Origin of the sequence: Sporosarcina sp. E16_8 (assembly GCF_017347095.1) — a bacterium.
Taxonomy (GTDB): Bacteria; Bacillota; Bacilli; order Bacillales_A; family Planococcaceae; genus Sporosarcina.
The window spans coordinates 1-4,216 of record NZ_JADPRZ010000095.1 but is presented as its reverse complement, the minus strand read 5'-3'; the positions used below and the strand labels follow the sequence as shown (position 1 = coordinate 4,216).

At 36.6% G+C, this 4,216-nt stretch carries 6 protein-coding genes; all 6 read left to right on the top strand.

Features of this window, described 5'->3' with window-relative positions:
• The coding region (locus I2484_RS20740; protein WP_255551641.1) for a hypothetical protein at positions 1 to 799 on the top strand (799 nt) is incomplete at its 5' end.
• Between the two features lies 1 nt (position 800).
• Complete coding sequence (locus I2484_RS20735) at positions 801 to 1,247, top strand: hypothetical protein (RefSeq protein WP_207152951.1); 447 nt, start codon at positions 801 to 803, stop codon at positions 1,245 to 1,247.
• Complete coding sequence (locus I2484_RS20730) at positions 1,244 to 1,690, top strand: DUF5085 family protein (protein WP_207152950.1); 447 nt, start codon at positions 1,244 to 1,246, stop codon at positions 1,688 to 1,690. The genes I2484_RS20735 and I2484_RS20730 overlap by 4 nt, the downstream gene beginning before the upstream one ends.
• Positions 1,691 to 1,737: 47 nt before the next feature.
• The gene (locus I2484_RS20725) at positions 1,738 to 2,292 is read left to right on the top strand and encodes a membrane lipoprotein lipid attachment site-containing protein (RefSeq protein ID WP_207152949.1); all 555 of its coding nucleotides are present in this window, start codon (positions 1,738 to 1,740) and stop codon (positions 2,290 to 2,292) included.
• A 257-nt stretch (positions 2,293 to 2,549) separates the two neighbouring features.
• Positions 2,550 to 3,176: a hypothetical protein gene (locus I2484_RS20720; RefSeq protein WP_207152948.1), complete on the top strand. Its 627-nt coding sequence runs from the start codon at positions 2,550 to 2,552 to the stop codon at positions 3,174 to 3,176.
• A gap of 96 nt (positions 3,177 to 3,272) precedes the next feature.
• Positions 3,273 to 4,037 (top strand): hypothetical protein, encoded by a 765-nt coding sequence (locus I2484_RS20715; protein ID WP_207152947.1) that lies wholly within the window; start codon positions 3,273 to 3,275, stop codon positions 4,035 to 4,037.
• Positions 4,038 to 4,216 lie beyond the last annotated feature (179 nt).

The following is a 4,216-nucleotide window of genomic DNA, read 5'->3' as shown; positions in this document are numbered from 1 at the left end:
GATGAATGGAGGAAACCCTGTTTTGTTGAAAAAATTAACAGTTGAAGATGTATCGGTACTACGTGAACCACTGGTATCGGGTAGGCAAAGTCCCAATGCACTAGCTGGTGCACTTTTTTTGGGGGCCTTCATGCAAACTCTGATTTACTATCTAGAATATACAGTACTGGGAAGTGTGACGAACTTCCCATATAAAGATCAGATACTAACAGTTCATTTCTGGATTACATTAATTTTAGTTATCCTCTCCGTGATATATGCGATTCCGTTTATTTATAAAAGAAGTCAAAGAACCCAATATCTACTATCTATTTTAGTTTCACAAAACGCTTTTACATTATCCTTTTACATCTGCGGGTTATTTTTAATAGGAGAGAATCAGGAAGTTTCAGAAAGTTCACTGCTGACATTTACAATGGTAACCTTGTTTTTAGGTGCTTTGTTATTGGTAGCTATAGTTATCCGGTTTTCTATTTTATTGAGAAAAGGGAAGTATCGCAAAGGTTCTAAACGAGATGAACTCCGAGCAAAATTTGAAACAAAAACGTATATTCCAGCCGTTATTATTGGAAGTACTGCTCTTTTGTTTATCATTCAATTTGCCGTTAGAACATATAATTTGGCTGATATCGAGGATGTCATGCTTCTACTCATTTGCTTTACAATATTCTATACGATGATTTTTGTATTGCCCGAGCAGCTCGTCATCTTGTATTGCAAGTTCCGCTTCAAAAGCTTTAATTTCAACAAAAGAGGTTATTTAGATTCAGAAGACTCAGCTAAAGGAAGGAAGTTGTGAAATGGAAATTGACATTCGTTCATTGCAATTTGACAATTGTTTGCGCTATGAAACTAGACAAAAGAAGGAAGATTGGCTGATACCATTCAATAAGCTAGAAGATTTCATAGTCAGTCAAGAAATTTACAAGAATGGACCTATCTTTTTCTCTGTTAATTTCAACCAAGAAGAGGATTTCACCTATTATTTGCCTATCAACGCATCCGTCCAATTACCAGAGGAAACGGATTTCAGTTTCCAGGATAGCTTTAAACTGGAAAAAGCATTGTTTTTGCGTCAGGCAGTTGGTGTAATGGACGTTAACGTTGCTGTACAGAAATTAAAAGATTATGCAGATTTCAATGAAATCAAATTGGAAGATACATACTTTTTCGTTGTACATGAATTATATGATGACTACATCATTGATCTATTTTGCCCGATTCTAGAAGCGGGTGGTGACGAATGATTGTCGAAAATCATCAAATCGCCTACAGAAATGTGGCTTCTAAATATTACAATTTTCTCCCGGAAGAAATTGATCTAGCTATCCAAGACTTTGATGCTATATTAAGTGAACATGGGTATAATTCAGTTGGAAAGATGTTCTTTTCCATTATGAGCAATCCCACCGCCGAAGTGATGACGGCCAAGCTGTTTATTCCAATTGAAGAAAATGATTTCACCATTCCTAAAGAAGAGGAAGTTGATTTTAGCAGTTATTTCCTAATCGACCGCATGATTATGACTCGACTAACAGATGACTTTGATGCCCAGTCACAGGTGACATTTTGGGAGCTGCTCACTTATATTGAAGAACATGAAATGAGTCGAAAAACGCCTATATTCGTAGAGTTCAAAGAAACGAATGCAGGGCAAACCTATGTGGAGATGTCTGTAGGAGTGCAATGATGAACAGGCGATGCGTTAATATTTGTAATTTGATTAGGAGGATTCATATGAAAAAAACAATAATTTTTTTGATAGTAGTTTTACTATTGGCAGGATGTGCCTCAAAGGATAATAATAGGGAAGAAGGGGCTGAAGAAAAAGTGGATAAAACAGTTGAACAACAGACACTTTCGTTGCAATTATTGAAAGCAGACGAAGAAGCTGGTGTAACGATCGAAAATAGCGAAGTCTATAAAGAGTTAAATCGAATGATTACGGAAAATGCAGACATGGGACTCGCCAATGATTTCAGTATTAATATTATTGATATCGTGGATAGTGGAACAGAAAACGCTTCATTGCTTTTCTTAGCCATCAATCGTTTGGATGAACCCATGAAAAACATCAAGTTCGACTATACATTAGGTCATGATAATGGTGCATTTGTGTGGGAGGGCGTTGAAGTGGACCTTTCCGAGCAGGAAACAGGTATCATTCAACCGAATCATGCAGTTCCATTCTCTCTGAGCATAACGCCTGAACAAGAAGCACTCATCGACACACTTGAACAAGATAACCAAGTCGTGAAGATGGATAATTTTAAATTTGAATCAGTAAATTAATGAAAGCGTTGCAATGCTACTTAGGATTGCAACGCTTTTAGTTGTTCGTATTTATCATTTAATTGGAGATGCAATAAAAATAGGAACAACTGGTATAATCGACAAAGTTTCATCATGGTTTAAAGGATAGGAGAGAATCTAATATCTATAAAAATAGAAGTGATGCGATCAAGTTATCATACTTGAGATTCCAAACGCCAAAGGAAAATAAAAAAAATATTATTGTGTTTTTCTTGCTTTTACTATATGTAACCGGAATGATCCCAATTGTTGCTGTCCCATTTTCGGTTGTAATCTTTAAAATGGCGATTATTCCAGTAGTCATATTGCAAATCTGGGCTTTTCTTTATATAATCGCGCCATACAAATTTGAAAAGTCTTATTATCTGTTTTTTGGAGTATATGGAGTTGTCAATACATATGTCTATTTTTTGGCAATACAAAAGTTACTGTATCTTCACTTAGGAGCAGAAGGGAAAGGTCCTTTTATTATTGGATTTATTCTCTTTATCGGCTTACTGGTAACGATGAACTGGTTGAATGTAAAGGCACTGTACACAGGAACCTACCATAAAATGCAACAGATGAAGAGTATTAATGTCCACTATTTATCATTTGCAGGAATAGGATATGTAATTGCCCAACTCGTATTAACATTCGTCTACAGTGAATATGCCAAAATGATGTTTTTCATATTATTACTCTCACTATTATCACTATTCACGGCTTATTTTACAGTCTGTATTCACCGATACTATTATATTAGTAAAAACATGGTTCGTGTAAAACAGGTATACCCCTCTTTTGGTTTACCACTGAATGAGAGACAAGACGAAACTAAAAAAGTGATAGAAAGAAGTGGTATTGCTAGAAGGAAAAAATAGTACAACTATTGAAATTGTTACAGAAGTATTGGATGTCATGCGTAGGAGAAGTGAAAAAGCATGAACAGAAACGCGGGAGTAAAAAGGAAGAGTTAGATGTTCGCGAAACTGACTGTAAAGGATTTCGAAGTTCTAAGAGGACCTCTTGAATCAGGTAGACAAAGTCCCCCTGCTTTAGCGGGTGCCCTAATTCTATCCGTATTCCTACAGGCATTACTATTTGCACTGGAATATTTTATGGTTGGAAATGCGACAGTCTACCCATACAAAGATGAAATTTTAAAGGTTCATTTGTGGATTACGGCGGGAATTATGGTGCTGTCCCTAATTTATGCGATTCCAGCAGTGTATAAAAGAAGTGGCAAGATCCAGTATTTGCTGTCCATCTTAGTGTCCCAAAACCTATTTTCCGTATCTTTTTTTATCTGTGCATTATTTTTGATCGCATTAGAAGGGGAAGACATGTCATTTACATCGGAATCACTTCTGAATTTCACGTATATCTTACTTCTGTTAGGATTACTGATTTTTATCGCTACATTCGTTCGTTTCGCTATTTTATTGCGCAATGGACATTACCGCAAAGGATCGAAAAAAGACGTGCTCAGAGGAAGATTTGAAACGAAATCGTACATACCAGCGGCTGTTTTTTGCGGAATTGGGCTAGTCTTTGTAATCCAGTACATTGCTAGAACATCGGTGATCATCGATGTCGATATCATGATTGCCATTGTTATAGGGATTTTACTGTTCTTCGTCATGCTATTCATCCTACCCGAGCAGCTTGTCATCCTGTATTGCAAGTTCCGCTTTAAAAGCTTTAATTTCGATAAGAGAGGGTATATGAAGTCCGAAGACTAAGCTAAATGAAAGAAGGTTAGCTGTAGTGATTCCGTAAGAGGTACCTGGCTTTAAATGGCGATGAATGGAGGAAACCCTGTTTTGTTGAAAAAATTAACAGTTGAAGATGTATCGGTACTACGTGAACCACTGGTATCGGGTAGGCAAAGTCCCAATGCACTCGGTGGAGCCCTTTTTTT